The organism is Desulfovibrio inopinatus DSM 10711, assembly GCF_000429305.1.
GTDB classification, from domain to species: Bacteria; Desulfobacterota; Desulfovibrionia; order Desulfovibrionales; family Desulfovibrionaceae; genus Alteridesulfovibrio; species Alteridesulfovibrio inopinatus.
In genome coordinates, this window is sequence record NZ_AUBP01000021.1 from 25189 (window position 1) to 48978 (window position 23790).

A 23790-nucleotide genomic window follows, 5' to 3' on the forward strand; every position below is an offset into this window, starting at 1 on the left:
AGTTTACATTTACGGTGATTGTCTGAAACAATCCAGAAGAAGTCAAATATGAAACTTGGCAGAGCTTTGCTATTGTATTTAAATTATAAATAAAATGATATGGAAGGCCTGTCTCGCTTCCGAGATTGTTGCATATAAATACTATTGCGAAGATTGTGCAGCCGGAGCGCGTCGACTCAAAAGAAGATATATTTGGGCGGGGTGCTGGAGTAACCCGGCGAGCGTTGCGGCATTGCTGCCATGGCCACAAAACAGGTCGAGCCGATCGCCTTGGATCGCTGCTCCAGTATCTTGAGCCAGAGCCATACTGGTGAAAGGAATGTCTGCTCCACCGGCTGGGTCGGGCAGACTTCCTTGAACAATAAGCACGGATCCAAGTGCAATGTTTTTGGGGTCCACCGCAACATCAAGCATCGGAGAGAGGGGGACACCCATTGCGCCGTAAGGGCCGCCATAGGTTTGTTGGAAAAAGATATATCGTGGATTTGCCGTTAAAATTTCGGGGACATCGTCAGGATGTGCGGCAAGAAATCGGCGCATCGTTTGCATCGTTGTTTTGATATCTTGCGGATAGCCATACCGTTCCATGGCTGGGATAATGGAGGTGTACCCCCAGCCGTTGTGGCCGGCATATCGAAGACGTTGGGTGTGCCCATCACGGAATCGGAGACGTCCCGACCCCTGTACCTGCAAAAAGAAAACGTCAACCGGATCCCGAGCATAGGCAATTTCCAGGCCTTTACCGGCCAACGCATGTTCGAGATCAATTTGTCGGCGTGAAAAAAATCGCCGTCCCTGACGATTTCCCGAGATTTCCTTTGGGAGACGATAGAGCGGGTAGGCAAACGTTTGTGTTCGTGTGGCCGAAACTTCAACAAGCGGTTCGTAATATCCGGTTACCAGGCAATTCGAGGTTACCTCGACAAGCATAAATTGGGAAGATGGTAAATCGGCGCCTGCCGGGAGCGTGGGCAGTGTCGTGAGAAGGTCTTCCAAAGTGATGCGCAGGTCTTTCCACGTGATCGTGTGTGTGGGCGTTGAAAATGCCGTGGCCGAAGCGCTCTTCCGTTTGACGTATTTCAGATTCTCGCGGATTCCGGTTAGGAGAGCGTCTTGAGATGGAGCTGTTGCATGCGCGGCAACACTCGCCAGCATGACAATGCAACACAGGGAAGCCAGACACCGTAACGCGTTGAGACAGCGCATATATGACGTGAAAAAACAATTCAATTTCATTGGAGAGTCCGCATAAAGCCGCCGGTCTCATAACGGAACACCGTGACTTGCCGGGATGTCATAATCACGACTGGCGCGGAGCGCAACCTGTGATTGCAAGGTATTTTCATTTCGTTGCTTGGTATAGGAAGCGCTCTGGAGATCTGGACAAACGTGCATGCAGACTCTGGTCGTTTCGGCTGGAGCCTGTTATGACCCGAGCCTCCAAGGGAGGAATACGTTCATGCATATTATCGGCGTCGATACTGGAGGAACATTTACCGATTTTATTTATAAAAACGGCAGCGAATGGGGTATTTATAAAACCTTGTCCACGCCCTCTGACCCCTCTCAGGCGGTGCTTGATGGACTTGAGCATATTGCATCACGCCTGGAGACCCACACGGAACGTCAGGTCACACATGGGTCGACCGTCTCTACCAATGCGATATTGGAGCGTAAAGGAGTTCCTACTGCGCTCATTACGACAGCTGGGTTTGAAGATATTATCCGAATTGGCAGACAGAACCGGAGCCGTCTTTATGATCTCCAATACTGTAAGCAACCGCATATTGTTCCGCCAGAATACTGCTTCGGGATTCCTGGGCGTATAGATTGCCATGGGGAAGAAATTGAGCCGTTTGACGATGCGACTGCCGAGCGGGTGGCGACACAGATCGCATCGCTTGGTGTGGAATCGGTGGCAGTCTGTCTGTTGTTTTCTTTCGCTAACCCTCGCCATGAACTTCGCATGCGGGAACTCTTGGCACCGCTTGATCTTCCCGTGTCGCTCTCCCATGAAATCGTCCGAGAATTTCGAGAGTTCGAGCGCACTTCGACAACAGTGGTCAATGCGTATGTTTCACCGAAAATGTCACGCTATCTGACGCGGCTCCAGTCTTTTCTGTCGAACGATGTTTTGCGTGTCATGCAATCCAATGGTGGGTCCATTTCAGCGGAAACCGCTATGCAACAATCGGTTCGGACCATTTTGTCTGGTCCAGCCGGTGGCGTTGTCGGGGCTTTGGAGATGGGGCGATTGGCTGGGAGAAACCAATTGATCACCTTCGATATGGGAGGGACGTCCACCGATGTTTCGTTAATTGACGGTGCGCCTCGATTGACGTTGGAAGCCAGTATCTCCGGATATCCGGTCAAGGCTCCTATGATCGACATTCATACGGTGGGAGCCGGAGGCGGCTCCATTGCCCGCCTTGATGCGGGCGGAGCGTTGGTTGTCGGACCGGAAAGCGCCGGTGCCGATCCAGGACCGATTTGTTATGGCAAAGGACGCGAACTCACCGTTACCGACGCCAATGTCTACTTGGGACGTCTTATCCCCGACCATTTCCTTGGTGGTGACATGGTGCTTGATACGGCAGCCGTTGACGAAGCCATGAAAGCGCTGGCTGCCAAAGCGGGAATGGAACCGATGGCATTGGCTGAAGGCATTCTCGACGTGGCCAATGCGAATATGGAACGCGCCATTCGAGTGATCAGTGTTGAACGCGGTCTTGATCCACGTGAATTCACCTTGTTTTCGTTTGGTGGTGCCGGAGGCATGCATTGCCTTTTCCTGGCGCAACTCCTTGCCATGCCCGAAGTGCTTATCCCGAACAATCCCGGCATCCTCTCGGCCGTGGGGATGGTTTTGGCCGATGTGATCAAAGATTATTCCCATACGGTGATGTTTGATGTGGCTACAACAGCGCATGCCGACATCAACGCGGCATTCGCTCCTTTGGTCCGACGTGGCCAATACGACTTGGGCCGAGAAGGCTTTGACCTTGATGGTGTCGTCATCGAAAAGATTCTCGATATGCGGTATCAGGGACAGTCGTTTGAAATTTTGATTCCATATACCGAAGGGTGCGATGTGGGTGCAGCATTCGAGAGCCTGCATGAGAGCCGTTATGGATACACCAACCCCGGGAAACCTATGGAAATCGTCAATGTTCGATTGCGAGCCCGTGGTGTTCCGGACAAACCGACATTTCTCGAGCGTGAACGTGGCGCCCCAAAACCTGATGAGAATGCCATTCTTGATACGGGAGAGGCTGTGTTCGATGGAGTTCGGCATGCCGTACGAATTTACGATCGTGAACAGTTACTGCCGGGAAACCGGATCGATGGACCGGCGATTCTCGTTGAATACAGTTCCACACTGGTCGTCCCGCCTGGAGCCCAGGGAATAATGGACTCGTTTGGCAACCTGCTTTTCACCTTTTCGTAAGTCGAGGCGCTCATGGAAACGAATCCCATTCTGCTTGAAGTCTTTAAAAATCGATTTTCGGCTATTGCCGAAGAAATGGGGATGGCGCTCATTCGGACGGCGTTTTCTCCCAACATCAAAGAACGTCGCGACTTGTCCTGCGCCATTTTCGATGCTGCCGGCGATATGGTAGCGCAGGCGGCGCATATTCCTGTTCACCTCGGCTCCATGCCGCTTTCCGTCAAAGCCGCGATTGCCGAATGTCCGATGGAACCGGGTGATATGGTCATGCTGAATGATCCTTACAAAGGGGGAACACATCTTCCCGACATCACGCTGGTTGCGCCGGTGTTTGCAAACAACACGGAGACGCCCGCTTTTTATGTAGCCAACCGGGCGCATCATGCTGATGTCGGAGGAATGTCGCCAGGATCACTCCCCTTATCGACCTCGCTCTTTCAGGAAGGGATTATCATCCCTCCGGTTCGCATTGTGAAGCATGGGACAATCGATACGGATCTTATGCGGTTTTTTCTCGATAACGTGCGAACACCGAACGAACGCCAAGGAGATTTTTCGGCGCAAGTTATGGCCAATACGACGGGTGTTGCTCGAACCGCTGCACTGCTTGAGAAATATGGTCGCGAGACCGTACAGTTCTACGCAGCCCGGCTCATCGACTATGCCGAGACCATGACGCGCCAAGCTATTTCTGCATTACCCAACGGAACATACACCTTTGAGGACGTGCTGGATGACGATGGGCAAGGCGCGACGGATATACCTATCCGTTTACGAATGCACATTGCCGCGGATGAAGTCACCTTGGATTTCACTGACTCTGGTGACCAGGTTCGTGGGTCGGTCAATGCGGTGAAGGCTATTACGTTGTCGGCGGTACTCTATGTCTTTCGCTGTCTTGTCGACGCCGATATCCCGACGAATGCCGGTATTATGCGTCCACTGACCGTGCAGACACGCCCCGGTTCACTCGTCGATGCCACGTTTCCGGCGGCTGTGGCGTGTGGCAATGTGGAAACGTCGCAGCGGCTCGTCGATGTCATTCTTGGTGCGTTGTCCACGGCTGCTCCGACGCGTATCCCTGCGGCCAGCCAGGGAACGATGAACAATGTCATCATTGGGGGGATCGATACCCGCCCGGGAAAAAAAGTGCCCTTTTCCTATTATGAAACCATCGGTGGGGGGATGGGGGCGTCAGCCCATTCGTCAGGCGCGTCAGCCGTGCATTCTCACATGACGAACACCCTCAATACGCCCGTTGAGGCTTTGGAATATGCCTATCCCTTTCGTGTGACACGAGTCTCCGTGCGTCCAGACTCGGGAGGGACCGGGAAAAATCCGGGGGGAGACGGTATGATTCGCGAAATCGAGCTGCTTGATGATGCTGAAATTACCGTACAATCCGAGCGACGCATTCATGGTGCCTATGGTTTGGCTGGAGGCCAAGCAGGCAAGCCCGGTCGGAATCGTCTTGTCCAGCAGGGAACGCCCAAAGAGATGCCCGGAAAGTTTCATGTCTTGGCACGAAAGGGAGATCGCTTGTGTCTGGAAACACCTGGTGGTGGTGGATGGGGGACGCTCGAACCGGGGGAGAAGGCATAGCGTGCATTGACGTGGAGATGGCTAACGCTTTTTTCGGAGCATATCGAAGACGGCCCAAAGGGAGCCAACAGCGAACACGATGCTGCGGCCGAGGACGAGTGGAAAGCAGGCGCGTGCCAGGGGAGCGTCAGCCTGGGCACGTTTCGCGAGGGGCGTGGCTGAGGCCATGATGCCAGCAAAGAGAACCAGGCTTGCACAAAACAGCTCCGGAGCAAGTGGAGAGAGGACAAGTGCGCCGATAGCAGCAGCAGCGGCTAAGGTCTGAAGCTTTACCATTTTGGTGGTGTAGCGGTCCTTCACGGCTTTTTCTGGGTATCGTCGATAGACGATGAGTCGCCAATAGGCTCGGGAGAATTTGATGCGCAGGTACTCCATGACGGTATCGGGATGGAGGTGACGCACAATGGCTCCATCGGCAAAGACGAGTTTGTAGCCGGCCGCGACAAGGCGATAGGAGAACTCCGTATCTTCGTTGTTCGCTTTGGGAAAGCTCGTGTCGAAGCCCCCCATACGGAGAAAAATTGCACGAGGGAACGCCGCTGCATACGTGGCCACGAGATCGATGGTCGGGTAGCACCGCATAAGATCGTATCGATCTTCGAATTCAAGTTGGGCGAATCGGGCGGCCAAAGCGGTCTGTTCAGTGCGATACGCTCCCTGTACCCCCATAACTTCCGGATCATCGAATGGGGCCGCCATAGCGGCGAGCCAGCCCGGGTCAGGAGCGCAATCCGAATCCGTGAATACAACAATCTTCCCATGAGCTTCGCGGGCCCCGTGATTGCGGGCGGATGCCGGTCCTTGATTCTGCTGTGAAATGACTCGCACCCCGGCCCTGTGGGCGATTTCAGCCGTGGCATCGGTGGAACCGTCGTCCACAATGAGGACTTCGAAGTCCGACGCCGGTACCGTTTGCTTCGCCAAGGCCTCAAGGAGATCCGGCAGAGTCGCGGCGGCATTGTATGCCGGAATAACAACCGACAGGGCAAGGGAAGACGATGGCATTGTTCAGACCTTTGATCCGAAGATGAGATGTTTGATGAATGTGCGACTCGCTTTGAATGTGCGGCGCATTTCATACGAATCGGTCAACACCTGGAGAAACTTTTTCCCCATGTATTCGGGACGCAGATAAAAGCGTCGGCGAGCACGGTCGCAGAGTCGGACCAATTCTTCCGGAGTCAGATTTTCGTTGCGTACCACACAGTTATGTAAACCGTCCGGCGTCAGCCAACGACTGAAATCGTCAACAGTGATCCATTCTTTCTCAAGATATTCGTCATAGGCTTCGGTGCCGGGGTAGACCATAACCGGATAATATTGGACGGTGTCTGGATCGAGTTGAATGGACAAGTCGATGGTGCGTTCAATACTTTCGCGCGTTTCTCCGGGAAATCCGAAAATGAAGCAGCCGTGGATGAGAATCCCCGCTTTTTTAGCGTCACGCATAAATTGAAACATGCGTTCACGGCGGATGCCTTTTTTCATGCCGCGCAGTATCTTGGGGTCGCCACTTTCAAACCCGACGCAGAGCATACGACACCCGGCGCGCTTCATTAAGGCCATGGTTTCATAATCGAGATCGACCCGAGAGTTGGCGGTCCACGAAATGTTAAGATTTTGTCGAATCAACTCTCGTGAAAACGCCATGCAGCGTTTTTTATTCGCCGTCAGCGTATCATCTTCAAAAAAGATGGATTTAACGTGGGGAAATTCCTGTTTGACATAGCGAATTTCCGTGACCACGTCGCTTAAACTGCGAAATCGGTATTTTCGACCGGTCAATGTTTGGGGATAGACACAAAAACTACACCGGAACGGACATCCCCGACTTGTGATCAGCGTCACCATGGGAGGAATGGCATTGGGATTGAAATAGTCTTCAATACGCAGATGTTTTTTGTAGACCCGGCTCACCCAGGGGAGTGTATCGAGGTCTTCAATAAACGGCCGGTCCTCGTTGTGGGCAATCGTGCCATCATTCGTACGATACGACAGGCCCAGAATACTGGCCAGGACATCATCCGGGGGCTTGCCTTTGTGTGTCCGAATCGCACGGGCAAGATCGAGCACCGTCATTTCGTATTCACGTCTGGCCACCGCATCGACAACGTCGGATCGTGTGAGGGTGTCTTCAGGGAGTGCCGAAACGTGTGTTCCGACCGTGAGAATAGTCGTGTCTGGCGCGAGAAGGCGTATATCGGCCGCAACGGCCAAGTCGTTGTCGATACTTGGTGTCGCGACATCCATGACAACGAGTGACGGTGACGTTTGTCGGACGGCATCGAGCACATCGCGCATTTCGAGATCTTGAGCCGGCGCATCGAGAAAAGTAACGTTGAAGTTGTCGTGTTCGAGAACGCCAACGGCATACGCTAACCAAATGGGGTAATAAATGGTTCCACTTTTGGTGACGGCCGGGCTTCGTTGCGGCCGGGAGAATCGAGGAAAATACGGGGCATTAAGAACAAGTACATTCATAGTAATGGTATCCATACAATTCGTGATACAAGAATAGGACGTTTTGCGCCTATACCGAGAATAGCCTAAATACGAAAGGGAAAAAAACTTAACAAATTGCTGGCGCTTCTGTACCACATTCGTGTTGGATTCGGCAAAGGAGCGAGAATGCTCCCAAAACACGTACACGACGGTTCTTTTGTTTTTTGAACACGCTGATTTTTTTTAGAGGAACGTGATGAAATCAAGCCTCCAACGTCGACTATTCTGTTTCCCTATGGTTGCCCACTTCATACGCTTTGAGGGGGTCTTTGTGAACCATCTCGTATCCTTTTTGTCTCACGTATATATTGATGGGCAAAGTTGGGCAAAAATTGATGGCGCATCGTATCCCAAATTGGAGATGAAATGAACAATTCCGGTGAATTCTTGCACTTATACGCATGGGCATTATGGATTACGTTCGGAAGTTTGTTGTTTTGGGTGAGCTTTCTTGTTCGTTTTGGGAGGGCGCTCAAAGAGGAGGAAAAGGACGTTGGTAAAACAACGGATAATTCGAAGAACGATTTGTTTATGGCATATGCAAACTCATCCCTTATGGTTATTTCGAGCGTTCTTGGCGGCGTTGCCTGTCTTTACGGGCTCTACTTGCTTTTTATTGATGTTCTCTTGCCGATGTCGTCTCCATGAGCATCATATCGAGTAACAGACGAGGAGAGGGGTGTTGAATCTTTGTATAAAAGATTTCGGCTGAGAAGTATCAATCCTCCTCAGCCGACTATTGGAATATGCCTCATACGGTTTTTGACGATGTGCGATGTGTATCGATCTGCTTCTTTTGTGACGCCCTCCAGAACAGCTACTCCTCTCTCGGCAGCGGAGGTGGCGGTGGGGGGGGCAAGCCGGGAAGATGCCCTCGGGGTGGACGTAATTTGTGCTGTTTGAATTTTTTAACGAAATCATCAACAGCCGCGGATTTTTCCGGGGGCAAGACTTTTTTAATTTTTTCCGCCGCATCTTCGACAATGGCCGTGACTTTTGGACGTTGTTCACGTCGCAAATCATGCATCTTGCGAGCAGCATCTTTGACAATGGGGGCAATTTTTTCTCGTTCTTCACGGGTGAGATCAAGAGTGGTGTCGAGCCGACGCAAGGTCATCGTCACGATGAAATCCTGTTCCCCTCGGATGACGGATTCAATGCGGTGTCCGATGAAGAGGCTTGCCGCGACAGCACCGATGATGGCACCGGAAAGAAAGACGGCAGAGATGGCAGCCCACATTTTCCAACGTTTCATGTCAAAATCTCCTTACAAGCCGAGAAGCTGCAGGCTCAGCCGGCCGGCGTCATCGGCAAAAGCCATAGTAATGGGGTCATAGACCTGACCCGCAATGTAAAAATAGGCGAGGAATGCTGTGGCGGCCAAGCCCGATGCCGCTGCGAAATGAAGACTTATCCGTTCAAAGGCACGAGCAAACCCGTTCTGGAGATTGGCTCCTGCGCGTCGACCGGCTTCGGCGAGGACTTTGGACGCAAACGCCGGTGAAAGTTCTGGTACAGCCGGGTTGGAATAGACAAGGCGCAAAGTCCTCTCAATATTGTCAGTGCGTTTTGTTTGTGTTTTCATGTGCGCCTTCCTCCATCTTGCATTATCTTCCATGCTGCTCTGTGATGGAGCATGGAGTTCTTACAGACTCGTGTACTGGACATTCGTGAAGTCTTCATGCCGCTGGATCAAGTTCGGCAAGTAATTTTCGTAATTTTTTTCTGGCCCTAAACGCACGGACTTTAACATTTGCGACACTCAAATCCAGTATTTTTGCTGTTTCGGCTACGGTGTACTCTTCAAGGTGCGTTAGCGTAACGACCATTCTGTCAGTTGGTGAAAGACCGTCAAGAGCGTAATGCAGTAATCGAATGGCTTGCCGCTTTTCAGCCTCTTCTTCCAGTGTCGGTCCCGTATCGGCTATACGTTCGAGAAAATGTTCATCGTCACTTCCCAGCGTACTCGCAGGATGCTCTTTATTACGATATGATTTACGCCAATAATCATGACAAGAACGGACAGCAAGAACCGAGAGCCAGTTGCGGAACGGTGCATCCCCACGAAACCGATTCAGTGACTGATACGCTCTGACAAAGGCTTCCTGGGCCACTTCTTCAACCTTGTCAAAGGGAACATGTCCTGCACAAACGGCAGCAACGTGCTGCTGGTTGCTCTTGACGAGCTCGGTAAAGGCTGCAGCATCTCCATTTTGCGCGCTTTGCACCAGAGTGGCTTCGTCAATTTGTTTTGGCGGCAAGGTTATGGCATCCTAATTCTTGTCCGAGGCGATTACTCTCGAAGTAATTTTTTTGTGCAATTCCTGATTCAATACATCGGGTGAATGCGTTACGCAATGATGCGTGGCCGGGAGCCGGTGTCCCGACCACATTGCATCACGGGTTATTGTTGTGAGGTGTACTTGTCGATCCATTCATCAAGCAAACTCATGTGTTTTTTGATGCGATATTTCCCCTTTTCGGCCATTTCCTTGCGTTCCTTGGACAGGGTTTCTCGTTGTTGCGGAGTCAGTACAGACATGACTTCGGCATAAACACGGGCTCGCATGATGGCCAACTCTTCGCCTGTCTTCGAGACGTTGGTGTATGCCTTACGGACCGCTTCTTCGTTGAAGGTATCGGTCGTGCTCGTGTCATGCAGTGCTTTCATAGCGTCGCGGAAAGCTACGATTTTTGCTTCTCCGGTTTCTCGTTGCGCTTTGAGAATGGAGGCTACGGATTGTTTTTGTTCAGTGGTCAAATCGAGACGCATGATCATGCGGACAATTCCGGCTTCTCCGCCAGGTCCTCCGGGGCCGCCAGGACGGGCAAAAGCGAGGCTAACAGAAGAAAGGATAAGAAGTCCGGTAAGAACGAGTGTCGTCAATTTTTTTGTCATAGCACATTACTCCTTTATGGATATGCTGAAATTACCTGTCTTCTCAGGCTTACCTCCTACGTCGCCACGACGACAAAACGGGTTACGTTTTTTTACTTTACCCTCTGGGGGAGTTGAGTAAGGATAAAAGCTATGAATTTCGATATGATAATTACGATTTTGGGTGGAGTGGGGCTTATTTTACTTGGTATGAAACTCATGACAGACGGACTCAAGCTAGCTGGTGGTAATGTATTGAGGAGTCTGCTTAAGTCTTGGACGAAGACACCGGCTTGGGGGTTGTTTTCCGGTTTCTTGGTGACTGCAGTGGTCCAATCGTCGGGTGCTATCACCGTGGCCGTCATCGGTTTTGTCAATGCCGGACTCATGTCGTTATTCAGGGCCATTTGGGTTGTGTATGGCTCCAATGTCGGCACGACGACAACCGCGTGGATTGTCGCATCTCTTGGGCTCAAAGTAGACGTCGATATGTTTGCTTTGCCATTGATCATTGTCGGGACCGCCCTGTGGCTTACAGGGAAAATTACCCGCAGAGCAGGGCTTGGTGAAGCTCTTGCTGGATTTGGCTTATTTTTCCTGGGGATTCAAATCATGGAATCGACGCTACATGGTCTCGGCACTGGATTGAATTTTTCCGTTATTGTTTCACAAGGGATGGCCGGTCGAGCGATGTATTGTTTGGTCGGATTTGTATTGACCACCATGATGCAATCCTCGAGCGCGTCCATTGCGCTTATTTTGACGGCCACGGCCGGAGGGGTGGTTTCGTTGACGACCGCCGCAGCCGCCGTCATCGGCGCAAATGTCGGGACGACATCGACCGCTGCTGTGGCTGTTTTGGGAGCAACCTCGAATGCGAAACGTGTTGCGGCGTTCCATGTCAGCTTTAATTTTTTAACAGGAATCGTCGCGTTTTTTATTTTGCCCCTTTTTATGTCCGTGTTTTCATCCGCGACAGCTTTCATTGGGGCACATCCGGCGCCAACGACAATCTTAGCTATTTTTCACACTTTCTTTAACGTTCTGGGAGTGTGTTTACTCACCCCATTTACTCGTCGGCTGGTACACTTTTTTGAAAATCGTTTTCGCTCGCATGATGAAGACGAATCACGGGCACGTTACCTTGATGCCAACATTATGCGTACTCCGGCCCTTGCTACCGATGCACTGGTTAAGGAGGTTGGGCGGCTTGGCGAGCTTGCACGGCGCGTTTGCTTGACCACATTGCATTGTGTCGCCAAGCCGTGCTCGGAAATGGAGCGAAATTTAGACATTCTCAGAAAACTCCAACATGCCATTGGGCGGTTTGCTGCCCATGTGAGCAACGAAGGGATGGCTTTGGAGACTTCTACTGATCTTGCTCGTATTTTACTTGCTGCTCGATATTATAATGCGGCAGCCGAAGCAGCAATAGATGCAGAACGTATTGAAGCCGCACTTCCCCCATTGCCCTATGATCCCTTGCAGGATAAACTTGATCTGCTCCGCGAAAAGGCAAGGGTTATATTGATTGAGGCCGATGCGATGCACGAAGGATATGCGGTTTCCGAAATTAAATACCACTATCGTTCTTTTGACAACCGGTATAAAAGTTTGAAACAGTCTTTTTTGGAAGCCGGTTCGGGGGGGCGAATTCGTATTGACGATATGGTTGGTTACCTCGATTTTATGAGCAAGGTTCGACGGATGCTCAATCAAACGGTGAAAGGGGGGAATGTGCTTTCCCGGTTGCGCAAACAATTCGAAGGCACTCTTTCTACGCAAGAATGGACGGAATAATTTTTTGTTTTTGGAGGGGGCATGTTTGCGCGGAAGCCTGCGCTCTGTTGTGGTTGGAGTTATCGCTCCGCTCCAAAGATGTGTCCGGTTTCGTATTATTTATCTTGCTTTGCTCGGAGCACGACTTGACAAGTTGGTAGGGATGTCTGAGTCATTCAGAACTTTAAAAAAAAGGATGATCATGCCTGACATCTCCCTCCCGGTTCGTTTGTCCAGGGCATTGTTTTATCGATATCAACGATGGATATCCGTCTCTTTGATGGTTGCCTTGCCGAGGATAGCCATGGCGGCCGAAAATCCAGGAGAACCAGCAATTTCTCTTGAAATAATGTTGCTGATCGGCTGTTTAATTGGGATTGGAGGAACTGTTTTTGTCGTATACCTGTTAAGACGATCGAATAGTGATGCTACAGAGCGGGCAGCTTTCCATTCACGATGGAAGCCTGGGGCGATCACAATACGCAACGTGTCACTCTCCAGAGCGAAAGCGCGGAGTATGCGTCAAACCGTGAGCTTGCTGCTTGATTATATCGGTCCGAATGTCATGGTCTTTATTAACGAAGAAGAACTTCTTGATACGGGATCGACCTTTGCATCCTACTGGAGTTTGCCTGACTATCTTTTGAAGACTCGAGATGCGGAAAAAGTTCTTGATGCCATGTCCAGGAAAGTCGTTGAGTCTGATGACTTTCTTGTGTTGCTCCGTCGTCAATTGCAAGCGAATGCTCAAGAAGATACGCGCACGTCCTGGACAATGGTTGATGGCCGTCGTTTTGAAATACATGTCTTGAACCCCGAAAGCCAGGAGAGCACGCTTCGAGTCGTCGTATTTCGTGATATCAGTCAGATCATTTCCAGTTCGGAGGGAAACGTCGCCGCATTTGCCTCCGAGCCTCCTTTGAGTATTGCACAAATAGATCACTATGCCCGGATTTCAATTTGCGAAACTGCAAAGCGTCTAGATCGTCCGTTTGTTGCGTTTCGTGGTGCAACGTATCTCTTGGATCATTGTGAAGATGATGCATTGAAAAGCATTTATATGCAGCACTGTCTTGAAGAGTGTCGGAAGATTGCGGATGAGCTTGAACCTCTGCAAGCTTTGACGCCATATGGCACATGCTCCCCGGATGCTCAAAGTCAACCTATCATGTTGTCCTCTTTGGTTGGGGAACTTGTCGAGATGGTTCTTCCTTCCACCGAGGCGCAAGGTCTCTGGATGCAACTTGATTTTGCCCCTGATATTCCGGGAACCGTATACGGCCAGGATATTTTATTGTGTCGTCTTCTCTTGTTGGTTTTACACAACGCCATAGCATATACGGAAAAAGGGCAGATAGAGATGGGGGTGCGTCTTTCTCCATCCAAACCCAAAATGCAAGGAGACGTCGCAACACGTGTGAATATATTGTTCGTGGTAAGCGATCCAGGGAAAGGGATGGTTGAGAAGCGTGATGCAGCGTGCGCAGAGCTCGGGGGACCGAGTCGACCGGGCTTGTGGATCAATGCGGCTCTTTGTTTAGCGCATGCATTAGCAGGAGAGTTCTGGCTTGAAAGCGATACGAGTGGTGGGACATCTTGCTATGCTGATCTTCCGTTCCTGTTGCAACCCGAAAGCGTCCAAGAGGAAGATATTCAAAATGTTGAATCGCATCGACGCATTCTTCTTGCCGATGATGACACCATGAACAGGCGTTTTGCCTCCCGTTTTCTTGAGGAGGCAGGGTTTGAAGTTATTGAAGCGGTTGATGGAAATGATGCGCTTGAAAAACTGGGACAAACGACGTTTCAAGCTGTACTACTCGATATTTCCATGCCTGGTTTAGATGGACGTGAAGTGGTTCGAACGATCCGGGCAGGCGGTGTGCAGGGTGTTGCTCCGAACCTTCCCGTAATGGCCCTGACAGCGAGTGAGAAAGAGGAATGCCAGGATATCCTTGCAGCCGGTTTTGACGTCATTCTTTCAAAGCCCTTTGATGTTGAGACATTCAAAGCGGCTTTGGAAAAGCATGAACTTCATGAGACCGAACTTGGGCATACTCTTACAAAGAAAATCGATGAGACCCTTGGTGAGGATCCCATCGATTTCAGTATAGCCAGGATGGTTGTTTCTCATTTTGTGCAATGGGAAAAACGTGCTGAAAATGCAGTATTGTCCGGTGACAGGGGAGAGCTTGTCGAGGCCGTGCAGCATATTAACGAACTCGCCGCACTGTTGGGTATGGAAAGGGTGCGGGAGATTGCATCAAAAATTATTTCTTCCCACTCTATAGGCCGAAATGGGACACATGAAGTCACTGCGCAGTTGCACCAGGCAATACATAGTTCATTGACGGCATATGGTTTTGCTGACGCATCTCCCGCGTTTCACAGTCGGCACGAATGATATCGAGTGTTATCTTTTTCGCATCATACTGATAAGAAAGAGCAAAACGATGGCCCCGACAGTTGCCGTCACCAAAGAGCCAATGAGTCCGCTCGCTTTAAGACCCAAAATTCCAAAGAGGAATCCACCGATCAGAGCACCGATAATACCGACAATCATATTGCCCACAAGGCCAAAACCGCCCCCGCGCATGAGCTTTCCCGCAAGCCAGCCAGCTACAATACCGATGAGAAGAAAACCCAGAATACCCATATTGTCTCCTTTCGTTTTGGATGAGCAAGGGAATAAGCCTTGCGTCAGAATCGTTGCTAGCATGAATTCGGCAAGGTTTCGAGATGAAATCGCAATTGTTTTGATGTATTGTCGAAGAACTTAATGGTTGGGAAAAACCGGGCTTGCTGAAAGAGTTGGTTCGACGTATTAGTGAACAGAACGGTATTGATACAAGTTGATGGACGACGCTCTTCTTTTCCTTTGTAAAAGAGAAGAAGAACAATCTTTTCATGGTCGGGCGGGATATGCTTCTGGATACGCTTCTAGACCTCTCTTTTGACCCAATTTGTCTTATTGATGAAAGGGGAATTATAGTTTTTGCCAATGAAGCATTTGGCAACCTGACTGGCTATATGTGTAAAATAGGGTCCGACGTATTTTTTGAAGATATTATTGGCCCAGAAGCTTTGCGTGATTTGGAAACGCAGCTTCATGCTGCCGACAAGATTTATGTTACGTCCAACATACGATTATGTGATGGGCGTCTGCTTCCTGTGGCGATCAAAGCGTGTCTGATCCATAATAAGCGTCATAGGCTTTTTGTAATGAGACCTATGCAGGACATGCCGGCCGATCGAGAGATGGAGCACCAGGCACTCCATGACCCTTTGACTGGTCTGCCGAACAGAGCACAACTGACTGATCGCCTCAAGCAGTCCATAGCCCAGGCAAAGCTAAACAATCTTTTTATGGCTGTCGTCTTTATTGACCTCGACGAATTCAAGCCAATCAATGATACATACGGCCACGAATGTGGAGACTTCGTACTTGTAAGCGTCGCGCAAACATTGCAGGAAACCATTCGAGATTGTGATATGGTCGCTCGCATCGGTGGTGATGAGTTTATTATACTGCTCAATGAACTCAAAAATGGTTTGCATGCCGGATTAACAGCCAATCGTCTCATCAAGGCAATAACACAGCCTTTACAATGGGGCGAACATTTGATTGGAGTAAGTGCAAGTTTGGGCGTTGCTGTATGTCCCACGCATGACGATGACCCGGAAGGTCTTTTAAAGAAAGCTGATGATGCCATGTATTTGGCAAAAAAATCAGGCAAAAATGGGTATGCTTTTTTTGGTGAGGGCGATATTTTTTCTTGAATACAATGTGGTTCTGCAAAAAAAACTCTTACCGCGTCGCTTGCCGGATACCGCCTTCTGGTGGTGGATGGTCCGGTTGCCTAAAACTGTTTTGCCTTTTGTAATCACCGTAAGGAAGCTCCATGTCCGTTGACCCCACAAACAACGCTGATCTTGAATTCCTTATCGAGAAGGTATCGGATTCACTCGGTCTGGTTATTAAGCAATCACTTCGCGAAGGACTTCGTGAAGAAGCGTTGCTCATAACAAGTACGAATATTGAGGAGAATCATTTCTTCAAACGCCTCAATGAGGGCATTATGGAGAAATTGAGTACCATTTATCGAGAGGTATCCAATATCCAGGGGATGGCGCTCGGTGTCGGTGAAGGTGATATGGAGAATGTGGAGCAGGCAGGCTCCATGATTAAAGACGTGACTGATCGGCTCGACGAAATCATCCAAGCGACGGAAAAGGCGACCTTTCGCATTATGGATATCGTGGAAAGTAATCTTCAGGTACTTGAAAACATCACGACGACTCTTAAATCCATAGAAGATGAAAATCTCCGAGCGGCCCTTCTCCAATCGTGCAATGTGTTGAATAACGATATGATTGAAATATTGACGACCCTGAGTTTTCAGGATTTGACCGGTCAGCGAATTAAACGTGTCATTTCTTCTGTTGGGAAAGTCCGTGAAATGATTCAGGATTTGTATATGTCCACGGGTATGATCATCAAAGCAAAAGAAATGGCACCAGACGAACATCTTGAAAAGCTTCAAGAAGAAGTGAGTAGGAAAGTTTCACAAAACGATGTTGATGAGATTCTGGCACAACTCAATTCAGCCTGAAATGTTTGCCCTGATCGGCATCCCATGGCTATCTCCAGCCACATCAAATTGGGGCCTTGATTATTTCCTTTTGTTTTTGCCCCGTCGTTTTTCAATTCATACGTGAGATGGTCAATGTGGACGACACCTGTGCGTGAAGAAGTGGAAAAAAATTCTTTGCGTCTGTTCCAGGTTCTATATCGTTTATTTATTGATGAATTTACTGATTCCGGTAAGCATGAATTGTATTCCCATCGCGATGATGAGTACTCCCATATAGCTTGAAATCATTTTTTGCATTCCAGTTCTTCGACGCTCTCCCTTCGAAAATTTAGCTGCCAACAGCAACGCAGCCCCCAAAACAACAAGAGAAACAGCAACTCCGGTTATGGCAGTTACCGGCAAAAATTGTTTGTTATGCGCTGCAGCAATGGTGATGACGGCTGTAATCGTCCCGGGACTGGCTGCAAAGAGGATGAGGGGGGTGAGCGATACGCTCTTGTGTTCCGTCGAAGGGATATTCGTCGTGTCGTTTGACTTTGGTATCAACATACTCGCTCCGATCCAAACAAGAATACCGCCACCTGCACACGAAAACGCAATAATTGAAACCCCAAATGCTGAAAGAATCGCCATTCCAAAAAAGGATGAAGCAAAGAGTACAATACCTATTGCCGCGGTTGCTTTCACGGCTTCCTTGATTCTATCTTTTCGAGGCAAATGCCCAGCAATACGTGTAAAGATCTCTGTACATACCAAAGGGTTGATCAGAGCCAGAATTGTTACAACAGCCTGAGTATATTCTTTCATAATTTTTCTTTAAGGCGTCTCACGGTGGGTAGCTTTCTCTTGAATATAGAATTCACCTACACTCGTCGTGCTATGGCATTCCAGCTGGAGCCTGTGTGTTTGGCACTCCGGAGTCCTCCCGTGTCTGTAGCACGAAAGAATGGGAGAGCAAAAGAGCATGTTTTCTTTGTATCGTTTGTTCTTCAAAAAAAACAATGCCCGGAAAAGTTCCGGGCATTGTTTGATGATGCAGTGTCGATATGTTTTGTATCAGCCACCGAGGTAGGCTTTTTTCACGATTGGATCGTTCATCAATTCTTCCGACGTGCCTTGCGTGAGGATTTCGCCGGTATCGAGGACATAACCGCGATGTGAGAACTTGAGGGCGAGGTTCGCATTTTGTTCAACAAGAAGAATGGTCATGCCGGCTTCTTCATTTAGTTTCTTTAATGTCCGAAACATTTCATAGACGAGCAGTGGCGCTAACCCCATTGATGGCTCATCAAGGAGAATGAATGTGCACTTGGACATCAATGCCCGCCCCATGGCAAGCATTTGTTGTTCCCCACCCGACAGTGATTCGGAGCGTTGTTTTCTGCGCTCGGCTAATCGCGGAAACAGCGAAAAAACAAAATCCAGATCGCGCTGGATGTCTTCCGTCGAGTCCTTACGGGCATACGTCGCCAAAGTCAGATTTTCCATGACGGACAAGTTGCCGAAAATATGTCGTCCTTCCGGAACAAGGGCCACATGGAGGTTGCGAACGACGTCATGAGGTTCAGTTTTAAGGATGCTTTGTCCTTTGAACCGGATGTTTCCAGAAACGACTTTGGGAGCTTCCGGAGGAGGCAAACGCATGATGGTGTGCAACGATGTTGTCTTTCCGGCTCCGTTGGAACCGATAAGCGTCACAATTTCTCCTTCATTAACATTGAAAGAGATGCCATGCAGCGCCTCGATATTGCCATACTTGACGTAGAGATTTTCAACTTGGAGCAGCATCAGATCGTATCGTCTCCCAGGTAAGCTTTAATGACGTCCGGGTTTTGCTGGATGTCTTCGGGGGTTCCTTCGGCAATGGTAGAACCAAAGTCGATCACCTTGATCCAGGAGCATAAGCTCATGACGACGTCCATTTGGTGTTCGATCATCCAGATGGCGATAGAAAATTTTTCGTGAATCCATCGGATCAGCCGGATGAGCCCTTCCACATCGGCCGAGTTGAGACCGGCTGCGGGTTCGTCAAGAAGCAACAGTTTGGGTTTGGTCGAGAGCGCACGAGCGATCTCGATACGACGTTGGACGCCGTACGGCAGGTTTTTCGGAAAATCATGAGCCACGTCTGCCAAATCCAGAGCGTCGAGAATTTCCATGGCCCAATCTTCGATAGCTTTTTCACGCTTCATGTAGCGTTTACTACGTGAGAAACAATCGAGCAGCCCATATCCCAGGTTGAAGTGCTGTGATATTCGAATATTGTCCAGAACCGTCATATCGTGCCAGAGACGAATGTTCTGGAAGGTGCGGGCCATGCCAAGGGTGGTGACTTTATGCGGCTTGAGGTTTCCGAGATGTGTGCCATTGAAGACGATAGACCCGGCAGATGGTTTATAAAATCCACTGACGAGGTTGAAAACCGTGGTTTTGCCCGCGCCATTCGGACCGATGAGGGCCATGAGTTCGCGTCCCTCAAAGGATATATTGAAATCCGAAACGGCTTGTAGGCCACCGAAGTATTGCGTGAGCTTGGTAACTTCCAAAAGCGCCATGATGAGTCCTTACTTGAAGGAATAGAAGCGTTTGAGCTTGGGAAAGATATCGGACAATTCCCGGTTGCCCATGATGCCCTCGGGACGAAATTGCATAAGCAAAACAAGCAGGAGCGGGATGAGCACCCACTTCCATACTTGAGTAATGTCGTACCCGTCGGGAAGCAGATTGATATAGTGCAAAGAGTCGTTGAGCACCGGGAAAACAAACCGAAAGCCTTCCATCATGACCGTAAAGAGAATCGCCGAAAGGACCGAGCCTGTCAGTGATCCCATACCGCCGAGATAGACCATAACGAGAGCCTCTGTGGACTTCATAATGGTGAAGGAGCCGGGGTTGACGTAACCCAGTACGTGCGCAAACAGGGCGCCGGCCATGCCTGCCAAGCCTGCAGAGAGCATGAACGCGATAATTTTCATTTTGTTCGTGTTCACACTCATGATTTCAGCTGCGATTTCATCCTGATTGATGGCGATGATGCCTTTACCGTACGTAGAGGTGACAAATCGGCGAATGATGACGATGGTGAATATCGTGCCAACAAACACCCATATCATCATCCATGGGATTTCAGCCACCTTCTCCATCGCTGAAATGACTTTCCCCATGCCCATGAAGCCGCGTGCACCCCCGACCGCGTCAACGTTTTCAATGGTGCTTTTGACGATATAGTTGGCTGCAATAGTGATGATGGCCAAATAGTCGCCGCGAGTTTTGAAAGAGGGGATGGCGACGAGGAGGCCAAAAAACGACGCAACAATTCCGCCAATGAGTAATACGACCGGAAACAGAAACACTGAAGATTCCGGCGGTAATACTGCAGCGCCAAGGACTCGATCATTGGCAAACAACCAGACCGAAAGAATTGATGATACATATGCCCCAACTGCCATGAAACCGGCGTGACCACAGGCAAATTCGCCCATGTAGCCGTTGACGATGTTGAGGCTGGACGACATCATAATATTGATGCCCATAAACATGATAACGGATTGCCAGTATAGGTTCAGGTCTTCGTTGTAGGAGATCCAACCGAGACCAACTAGCAACATGGTCAATAGAATAGGAACAGTGAGCTTTCTCATGGTTACTCGCATCTTCCGAAATTAGATCTTGGTACGCCGGGCCACGCCATACAGTCCTGTTGGCTTGAGCCATAAAATAAACAGCAGGATACTGAAGGCGATCAGGTCGCGCAAAGTGGAGGGGAAGAAGGCCACCACCATGATTTCAACGAACCCGAGCAGGAAACCGCCAGCAAAAGCGCCTCGGATGGAACCAATGCCTCCGACAACTGCGGCAATAAAGGCCTTCCATCCGATCATAGCTCCCATGTACGGGTCCAAAACCGGATATGTCATGGCAAACATGAGGCCGGCGAGGCCGGCAAAGCCTGACCCAAGGACAAACGTGAATACGATAACCGTATCGATGGGAATACCCATGAGCGGAACGGCAAATTTGTCGTAAGAAATGGCACGCATGGCCATACCGATTTTGGTCTTCACCACGACAAATCGTAAAAAGAGAAATGCGATAATCGCGACGAGAATGACAGCGAGCTTAATATTTGTGACGGCGACACCGGAAACGTCGAAAACATGTGTTTCAACAAGTGTCGGGAAGCTGCGCCGCGAGGCCCCGAACAGGGCCAGGTTCCCATTCTCAAGAATGAGACCGCACATGAGTGCGGTAATGACAACATAGAGACGGTGAGCGCCTTTTCGTCTGAGTGGCCGATATGCGATGCGCTCGAGGGTGACGCCTACACATGATGTGAGGATCATAACAAGGGGAACGGCCAGAGTCAGAACAAGCCAGCCGGGCATACCAGGAATACCACCGAACTGGCCAAGAAGTAATGTGGCGACGAAAAGTGAAATGTAGGCGCCAACCATAAAAATATCGCCATGGGCGAAGTTGATGAGGAGGAGAACGCCGTACACCAGGCAATACCCGAGTGCGATAAGAGAGTAAAAACTCCCCCACTGTAAAGCGTTCAAAATATTTTGGATGATGCCGGCAAAATCCATGAGTTTCCCTTACGTGAAAATTGAGGTCAACGCTTGATGTTCTCAATCAATGCGCCGGGATGAAATCACCCCGGCGCATTGTGAGATCATGCGCAGATGTCGGTTACGGGCAGACCGACTCATAGAAGCTGTAGTTGCCAGCATCGTCGATTTTGACAACAACGGCGCATTTGATGGGATCGCCTTCAGGCGTGAAAGACATTTTTCCGGTGATACCGTCGAAATCTTTCACTGTTCCCAGCACTTTCATGATGGCTTTGCGGTCTTTGCCAGTTTTGCCGGTCAAACCGCCCGTGTCCTTAATGGCCTGGAGCATAAGGTTGGTGGAGTCCCAGGTCAGCGCGGCCACGTCGTCAGGAGTCTTGTTATATTTGGCTTTGTACGCGTCGATAAAATCTTTGGTTTTTCCTTTCGCGCCAGCGGCAGCGTAGTGCGTAACGAAGAAATAGCCTTTGCAGTCGTCGCCGCACAGGCCCATCAAGTCGCCGCCACCCCAGGAGTCGGAACCAAGGATAGGCTTATCCCAGCCAAGTGCTTTGGCCTGTTTCACGATAAGCGGCACTTCGTTATAATACTGGGGAACGAACAGAACTTCAGCGCCGGATTTAACAATATTGGTCAGCTGAGCGGAGAAGTCGACGTCTTTGGTGGTGAAGGTTTCAAAAGCAACGACTGAACCTTCGCCATGCATTTTTTCAAACGCTTTCTTGAAGTCTTCAGCAAGCCCTTTGGGGTAGTCGCTGGCAATGTCGTACAACACGGCGGCTTTCTTGGCACCAAATTCTTGGGTAGCGAATTTGGCAGCAGTTGGTCCTTGGAAGGTATCGAGGAAGCAACCACGGAAGACATACGGACGGTCTAAGGTCGTGTTGGGATTCGTGGACCAGGGCGAGACCATGGGAGTCTTCAGGTTGTTAGCCACTTCACCAGCAGGAACGGCCTGTTTCGAGGACTGGGGGCCGACCATTCCGAGGACTTCATCCTGCGTGATGAGTTTGTTGGCTGCGGAAACAGCAGATTCAGCTTTGGATTCGTTGTCTTCGTAAATGAATTCAACCTTATAGGTCTTGTCGCCAACCTTGATGCCGTCTTTATTAATCTGTTCTTTGAGCATTTCGGCTGAATTCTTTGCCGATTCGCCAACATCCGGGATGTCGCCGGTCAGCGGAATATCAAAGCCGAGTTTGATGGTGTCGTCTGCGGCATGGGCCAGACCTGTCATGGCAAATGTCAGTGCGACAAGGCCAATCAGAATTTTCTTCATTTCCTTCCTCCTCAAGAATCCATACATATACGTTAATGTGTACGACAAGGAATAGTTCCTACCGTAACTCAGTCTGAAAAGAAATCCCTCCATCTCGCAAAATTTACGTTTTTGAAAATTATGCACCAATGGGATATTGGTTGAAAGAGTTCCTTTCCAAGATTGAACAAGTAGGGGAAAGCGGATTGATTTTCAAGTCAAAATTCGTTTGAGGTAGAGTCAGTATGAATTTGGCCTGCAAGGATTCGGGCAAGGCAGGCAGGATGTTCCAACGGAATCGCATGCCCACATTCTTCAATGATATGTATGCGCAAGCCTCGATGGTGACGATGGAGCTCTGTGAATTGATGGAGGGAACTAATCTGATCATTTCGACCGCAGACTAAAGTGATGCGATGTTGAAAGCGTTCAAACCGGGACGCGATATCGAATGCTGAAGCAAGGGCTTTAATCGTTCGCAAACGACGGATACCTTTGCGAGACGATGTGAAATCCATCCATTTTTTTCGATATCGGGCTTTTCGGGTTTCCGTGAGAGCGGAGCGATTGTGAAAGATGAAGCCAAGTTCTCGGTCAAACCCTCCTCCTGTACGGTGTACTGGACGGCTGGTCGTGACCATGTGCGTGCCAACCAGAGTAAGGTGAGCCTGGGGGAATGTGTCTGCAAGGGCAAGGGCGACCATGCCACCAAGTGAGTTCCCAACGAGAATTGGTGTCTTCCCGGGATTGGAGCGCCTGATTTCTGGAATGAGTACATCGGCCAAGTCAGTGACAGAGGCCATTTCGTCCTCAAAATACGGAATACGTGGTGCAATAAATCGGTGCGACGGGAGATGGGCCGAGGCATGAAAAATATCATCGGGGTCGCCGGCGAGACCGTGCAAAAAAACGAATGTCATGATTTTATAGGGGGTTATTGTTGCACACAACAAAGGGGACATGGCAACGGTTTAAGTATGCTGGATGAATGCAACGAGGGCAAGGAAAAGCAATAGAAATTTTTTTGTATGATATCTTCAATGAATACAATGGGCCGATGAAAATGGCTTATGGAGCCGTATGTATTCATCAATGCTCAGGATAGCTGGTGTGGAGAGGAATGGCCCGCTATGGCAATTGTTCAATGTCTACTT

22 protein-coding genes are annotated in these 23790 nt (G+C 49.7%); 7 read left to right on the forward strand and 15 right to left on the reverse strand.

Annotation, left to right across the window (positions count from 1 at the left end):
- Positions 1–141 precede the first annotated feature (141 nt).
- A complete protein-coding gene (locus tag G451_RS29350; protein ID WP_051261476.1) occupies positions 142–1236 on the reverse strand; it encodes an MltA domain-containing protein in 1095 nt (364 codons plus the stop codon).
- 223 nt (positions 1237–1459) lie between these two features.
- On the opposite strand from G451_RS29350, the gene G451_RS0113215 reads away from it, so the two are divergent.
- Both G451_RS0113215 and G451_RS0113220 read left to right on the forward strand, forming a co-directional pair.
- On the forward strand, positions 1460–3448 hold the full coding sequence (locus G451_RS0113215; RefSeq protein ID WP_027184629.1) for a hydantoinase/oxoprolinase family protein: 1989 nt from the start codon (positions 1460–1462) through the stop codon (positions 3446–3448).
- A gap of 12 nt (positions 3449–3460) precedes the next feature.
- Positions 3461–5050, forward strand: a complete 1590-nt coding sequence (locus tag G451_RS0113220) for a hydantoinase B/oxoprolinase family protein (RefSeq protein WP_027184630.1) — start codon at positions 3461–3463, stop codon at positions 5048–5050.
- 21 nt (positions 5051–5071) lie between these two features.
- Here the strand turns inward: G451_RS0113220 and G451_RS0113225 are convergent, their stop codons facing one another.
- Together G451_RS0113225 and G451_RS0113230 are read right to left on the reverse strand one after the other, a co-directional pair.
- Positions 5072–6055: a glycosyltransferase family 2 protein gene (locus tag G451_RS0113225; RefSeq protein ID WP_027184631.1), complete on the reverse strand. Its 984-nt coding sequence runs from the start codon at positions 6053–6055 to the stop codon at positions 5072–5074.
- Positions 6056–6058: 3 nt separating this feature from the next.
- A complete protein-coding gene (locus G451_RS0113230) occupies positions 6059–7546 on the reverse strand; it encodes a B12-binding domain-containing radical SAM protein (RefSeq protein ID WP_245587820.1) in 1488 nt (495 codons plus the stop codon).
- 372 nt (positions 7547–7918) lie between these two features.
- Here G451_RS0113230 and G451_RS0113240 point away from each other — a divergent pair, with 372 nt between their 5' ends.
- A complete protein-coding gene (locus G451_RS0113240) occupies positions 7919–8200 on the forward strand; it encodes a hypothetical protein (RefSeq protein ID WP_027184633.1) in 282 nt (93 codons plus the stop codon).
- Positions 8201–8369: 169 nt separating this feature from the next.
- Here G451_RS0113240 and G451_RS0113245 read toward each other — a convergent pair whose 3' ends face one another.
- From G451_RS0113245 to G451_RS29355, 4 genes are all read right to left on the reverse strand, one after another.
- Positions 8370–8807 carry a hypothetical protein gene (locus G451_RS0113245; RefSeq protein WP_027184634.1) on the reverse strand — a complete coding sequence of 146 codons (438 nt, stop codon included), beginning with the start codon at positions 8805–8807 and terminating at the stop codon, positions 8370–8372.
- Between the two features lie 12 nt (positions 8808–8819).
- Positions 8820–9137 carry a hypothetical protein gene (locus G451_RS0113250; protein WP_027184635.1) on the reverse strand — a complete coding sequence of 106 codons (318 nt, stop codon included), beginning with the start codon at positions 9135–9137 and terminating at the stop codon, positions 8820–8822.
- A gap of 94 nt (positions 9138–9231) precedes the next feature.
- Complete coding sequence (locus tag G451_RS0113255) at positions 9232–9813, reverse strand: RNA polymerase sigma factor (RefSeq protein WP_034642235.1); 582 nt, start codon at positions 9811–9813, stop codon at positions 9232–9234.
- 143 nt (positions 9814–9956) lie between these two features.
- Positions 9957–10451 (reverse strand): Spy/CpxP family protein refolding chaperone, encoded by a 495-nt coding sequence (locus tag G451_RS29355; protein ID WP_051261477.1) that lies wholly within the window; start codon positions 10449–10451, stop codon positions 9957–9959.
- Between the two features lie 132 nt (positions 10452–10583).
- Here G451_RS29355 and G451_RS29360 point away from each other — a divergent pair, with 132 nt between their 5' ends.
- Both G451_RS29360 and G451_RS0113275 read left to right on the forward strand, forming a co-directional pair.
- Positions 10584–12230: a Na/Pi cotransporter family protein gene (locus tag G451_RS29360; RefSeq protein WP_051261478.1), complete on the forward strand. Its 1647-nt coding sequence runs from the start codon at positions 10584–10586 to the stop codon at positions 12228–12230.
- Between the two features lie 181 nt (positions 12231–12411).
- Positions 12412–14613 carry a response regulator gene (locus G451_RS0113275; RefSeq protein ID WP_211236351.1) on the forward strand — a complete coding sequence of 734 codons (2202 nt, stop codon included), beginning with the start codon at positions 12412–12414 and terminating at the stop codon, positions 14611–14613.
- A gap of 9 nt (positions 14614–14622) precedes the next feature.
- On the opposite strand, the gene G451_RS0113280 is transcribed toward G451_RS0113275, so the two are convergent.
- Positions 14623–14865: a GlsB/YeaQ/YmgE family stress response membrane protein gene (locus G451_RS0113280; RefSeq protein WP_027184639.1), complete on the reverse strand. Its 243-nt coding sequence runs from the start codon at positions 14863–14865 to the stop codon at positions 14623–14625.
- Between the two features lie 266 nt (positions 14866–15131).
- Between G451_RS0113280 and G451_RS32805 the strand changes: the two genes are divergently transcribed.
- Together G451_RS32805 and G451_RS0113290 are read left to right on the forward strand one after the other, a co-directional pair.
- Complete coding sequence (locus G451_RS32805; protein ID WP_169727878.1) at positions 15132–15989, forward strand: diguanylate cyclase domain-containing protein; 858 nt, start codon at positions 15132–15134, stop codon at positions 15987–15989.
- Positions 15990–16111: 122 nt separating this feature from the next.
- Positions 16112–16822 carry a protein phosphatase CheZ gene (locus tag G451_RS0113290; RefSeq protein ID WP_027184640.1) on the forward strand — a complete coding sequence of 237 codons (711 nt, stop codon included), beginning with the start codon at positions 16112–16114 and terminating at the stop codon, positions 16820–16822.
- Between the two features lie 183 nt (positions 16823–17005).
- Here G451_RS0113290 and G451_RS0113295 read toward each other — a convergent pair whose 3' ends face one another.
- From G451_RS0113295 to G451_RS32810, 7 genes are all read right to left on the reverse strand, one after another.
- Positions 17006–17611, reverse strand: coding sequence for a MarC family protein (locus G451_RS0113295; protein WP_027184641.1), 606 nt, complete (start codon positions 17609–17611; stop codon positions 17006–17008).
- A gap of 249 nt (positions 17612–17860) precedes the next feature.
- Positions 17861–18592 carry an ABC transporter ATP-binding protein gene (locus G451_RS0113300; protein ID WP_027184642.1) on the reverse strand — a complete coding sequence of 244 codons (732 nt, stop codon included), beginning with the start codon at positions 18590–18592 and terminating at the stop codon, positions 17861–17863.
- On the reverse strand, positions 18592–19359 hold the full coding sequence (locus G451_RS0113305; protein ID WP_027184643.1) for an ABC transporter ATP-binding protein: 768 nt from the start codon (positions 19357–19359) through the stop codon (positions 18592–18594). Before G451_RS0113305 ends, G451_RS0113300 begins: the two co-directional genes overlap by 1 nt.
- Before the next feature lie 9 nt (positions 19360–19368).
- Complete coding sequence (locus G451_RS0113310; protein ID WP_027184644.1) at positions 19369–20445, reverse strand: branched-chain amino acid ABC transporter permease; 1077 nt, start codon at positions 20443–20445, stop codon at positions 19369–19371.
- 21 nt (positions 20446–20466) lie between these two features.
- Positions 20467–21393 carry a branched-chain amino acid ABC transporter permease gene (locus G451_RS0113315; protein WP_027184645.1) on the reverse strand — a complete coding sequence of 309 codons (927 nt, stop codon included), beginning with the start codon at positions 21391–21393 and terminating at the stop codon, positions 20467–20469.
- Positions 21394–21496: 103 nt separating this feature from the next.
- Complete coding sequence (locus G451_RS0113320; RefSeq protein WP_425387502.1) at positions 21497–22615, reverse strand: ABC transporter substrate-binding protein; 1119 nt, start codon at positions 22613–22615, stop codon at positions 21497–21499.
- A gap of 239 nt (positions 22616–22854) precedes the next feature.
- Entirely contained in the window at positions 22855–23556 is a 702-nt protein-coding gene (locus G451_RS32810) for an alpha/beta fold hydrolase (RefSeq protein ID WP_027184647.1), read from the reverse strand.
- Positions 23557–23790 lie beyond the last annotated feature (234 nt).

What these genes read in the sequence shown, in the direction of transcription:
- G451_RS0113245 (WP_027184634.1), bottom strand. Translation starts at nt 8,807, where the DNA reads ATGAAACGTTGGAAAATGTGGGCTGCCATCTCTGCCGTCTTTCTTTCC.
- G451_RS0113250 (WP_027184635.1), bottom strand. Translation starts at nt 9,137, where the DNA reads ATGAAAACACAAACAAAACGCACTGACAATATTGAGAGGACTTTGCGC.
- G451_RS0113290 (WP_027184640.1), top strand. Translation starts at nt 16,112, where the DNA reads ATGTCCGTTGACCCCACAAACAACGCTGATCTTGAATTCCTTATCGAG.
- G451_RS29350 (WP_051261476.1), bottom strand. Translation starts at nt 1,236, where the DNA reads ATGAAATTGAATTGTTTTTTCACGTCATATATGCGCTGTCTCAACGCG.
- G451_RS0113310 (WP_027184644.1), bottom strand. Translation starts at nt 20,445, where the DNA reads ATGAGAAAGCTCACTGTTCCTATTCTATTGACCATGTTGCTAGTTGGT.
- G451_RS0113300 (WP_027184642.1), bottom strand. Translation starts at nt 18,592, where the DNA reads ATGCTGCTCCAAGTTGAAAATCTCTACGTCAAGTATGGCAATATCGAG.
- G451_RS0113240 (WP_027184633.1), top strand. Translation starts at nt 7,919, where the DNA reads ATGAACAATTCCGGTGAATTCTTGCACTTATACGCATGGGCATTATGG.
- G451_RS0113320 (WP_425387502.1), bottom strand. Translation starts at nt 22,615, where the DNA reads ATGACAGGTCTGGCCCATGCCGCAGACGACACCATCAAACTCGGCTTT.
- G451_RS0113295 (WP_027184641.1), bottom strand. Translation starts at nt 17,611, where the DNA reads ATGAAAGAATATACTCAGGCTGTTGTAACAATTCTGGCTCTGATCAAC.
- G451_RS0113305 (WP_027184643.1), bottom strand. Translation starts at nt 19,359, where the DNA reads ATGGCGCTTTTGGAAGTTACCAAGCTCACGCAATACTTCGGTGGCCTA.
- G451_RS32810 (WP_027184647.1), bottom strand. Translation starts at nt 23,556, where the DNA reads ATGACATTCGTTTTTTTGCACGGTCTCGCCGGCGACCCCGATGATATT.
- G451_RS0113215 (WP_027184629.1), top strand. Translation starts at nt 1,460, where the DNA reads ATGCATATTATCGGCGTCGATACTGGAGGAACATTTACCGATTTTATT.
- G451_RS0113230 (WP_245587820.1), bottom strand. Translation starts at nt 7,546, where the DNA reads ATGGATACCATTACTATGAATGTACTTGTTCTTAATGCCCCGTATTTT.
- G451_RS29360 (WP_051261478.1), top strand. Translation starts at nt 10,584, where the DNA reads ATGAATTTCGATATGATAATTACGATTTTGGGTGGAGTGGGGCTTATT.
- G451_RS0113225 (WP_027184631.1), bottom strand. Translation starts at nt 6,055, where the DNA reads ATGCCATCGTCTTCCCTTGCCCTGTCGGTTGTTATTCCGGCATACAAT.
- G451_RS0113280 (WP_027184639.1), bottom strand. Translation starts at nt 14,865, where the DNA reads ATGGGTATTCTGGGTTTTCTTCTCATCGGTATTGTAGCTGGCTGGCTT.
- G451_RS0113275 (WP_211236351.1), top strand. Translation starts at nt 12,412, where the DNA reads ATGCCTGACATCTCCCTCCCGGTTCGTTTGTCCAGGGCATTGTTTTAT.
- G451_RS32805 (WP_169727878.1), top strand. Translation starts at nt 15,132, where the DNA reads ATGCTTCTGGATACGCTTCTAGACCTCTCTTTTGACCCAATTTGTCTT.
- G451_RS0113315 (WP_027184645.1), bottom strand. Translation starts at nt 21,393, where the DNA reads ATGGATTTTGCCGGCATCATCCAAAATATTTTGAACGCTTTACAGTGG.
- G451_RS0113220 (WP_027184630.1), top strand. Translation starts at nt 3,461, where the DNA reads ATGGAAACGAATCCCATTCTGCTTGAAGTCTTTAAAAATCGATTTTCG.
- G451_RS29355 (WP_051261477.1), bottom strand. Translation starts at nt 10,451, where the DNA reads ATGACAAAAAAATTGACGACACTCGTTCTTACCGGACTTCTTATCCTT.